This is a genomic window from Streptomyces sp. UH6 (assembly GCF_013421635.1).
In the GTDB taxonomy this organism is placed as follows: domain Bacteria; phylum Actinomycetota; class Actinomycetes; order Streptomycetales; family Streptomycetaceae; genus Streptomyces; species Streptomyces abyssomicinicus.
In genome coordinates this window covers 1-1,139 of the sequence record NZ_JACADT010001372.1, presented here as the reverse complement: position 1 = coordinate 1,139, position 1,139 = coordinate 1, and the positions used below count along the sequence as shown (strand labels likewise).

At 73.7% G+C, this 1,139-nt stretch carries 2 protein-coding genes; one reads left to right on the top strand and one right to left on the bottom strand.

What is annotated here, in order from left to right; translation table 11 throughout:
• Window positions 1-58: 58 nt before the first annotated feature.
• Complete coding sequence (locus HW445_RS31975) at window positions 59-607, bottom strand: DUF1697 domain-containing protein (RefSeq protein ID WP_180224255.1); 549 nt, start codon at window positions 605-607, stop codon at window positions 59-61.
• A 64-nt stretch (window positions 608-671) separates the two neighbouring features.
• Between HW445_RS31975 and HW445_RS31970 the strand changes: the two genes are divergently transcribed.
• A partial coding sequence (locus tag HW445_RS31970) for a flavoprotein (RefSeq protein WP_180224254.1) occupies window positions 672-1,139 on the top strand: 468 nt, incomplete at its 3' end.

The window sequence follows — 1,139 nt, the reverse complement described above, 5'->3', positions numbered from 1 at the left end:
GTGGCGCGGCTCCTGCTGGCACGCTACGACGCGGCGCGCCGTGAGGCGGAGGGCGGGCTCACGGGGCCGTCGTCAGCTCTGACAGCTTGAGGACCGTGTTCCAGTTCCGGGTGGTGGCGACGAGCCCCCTGGTCACGCCGGGCCTGGCGAGTTGCTCCGCGAGCTTGGAGCGGCCCATGCCGTCGGGCAGGTACAGGTAGAGGGCGCGGTCGCCGGTGCGGAACTCCTCCGGGAGGTAGGCCTCGCGGTCCAGCCCGGCGAAGCGGTCCTCCTCCGCGTCACGGTCGAGGAAGGTGACGTGCAGTTGTCTGCCCTCCAGCTCGGCGGCGGGGAAGGGGCAGTCGGCGACGATCCGGGCGAGGTAGGCGTGGTCGCGGACCAGCACGTCGCAGGTGAAGTCGAAGCGCTCCGCCAGCGCCGCGGAGAGCTCCGCGGCCAGTGACCGCTCGTCACCGCGCCCGGCGCTGAACACGGCCTGACCGCTCTGCAGGTACGTCCGCACGTCCGCGTGCCCGAGTTCCTCGAGCAGCGACCGCAGTTCGGCCATCGGCAGCTTGCGGCCGCCCCCCACGTTGATCCCGCGCAGCAGCGCCGCATACGTCGTCATGGCGGCCACATTACGACGGGCCCCTGACTTGCGCGCAGTCACGCGACCGCTGTGGACTGCGCGGGTGACGAGGACGAGGACGCTGTATCTGATCGGGTGTGCCGCACCGCCGCTGGACCGGATCGACTCGGGTGTGCGGCTGGCCCGGGAGGCCGGGTGGGACGTGTGCGTGCTGCTCACGCCCGCCGCGCGGGAGTGGGTGGAGGACCTGGAGGAGCTGGAGGCGCGCGCCGGGTGTCCCGTGCGGTGGGAGTACGGGGGCGGGGAGGACGCCCTGCCCGCGCCCGACGCGCTGCTGGCCGCCCCGCTGACGGTCAACTCGCTGGCGAAGTGGGCCTGCGCGATGTGCGACAACCGGGCCCTGCTGGCGCTCACCGAGGGACTCGGCCGGGGCCTGCCCGTCGTCGCGCTGCCGTACTTCAACGACGCGCTGGCCGCCCACCCCGCCGTCGGCCGGCACGTGGCGTTCCTGCGGGACGCGGGCGCCCGGGTCCTGTTGGGCGAGCAGGAGTTCGTCCCGCACCGGCCGAGA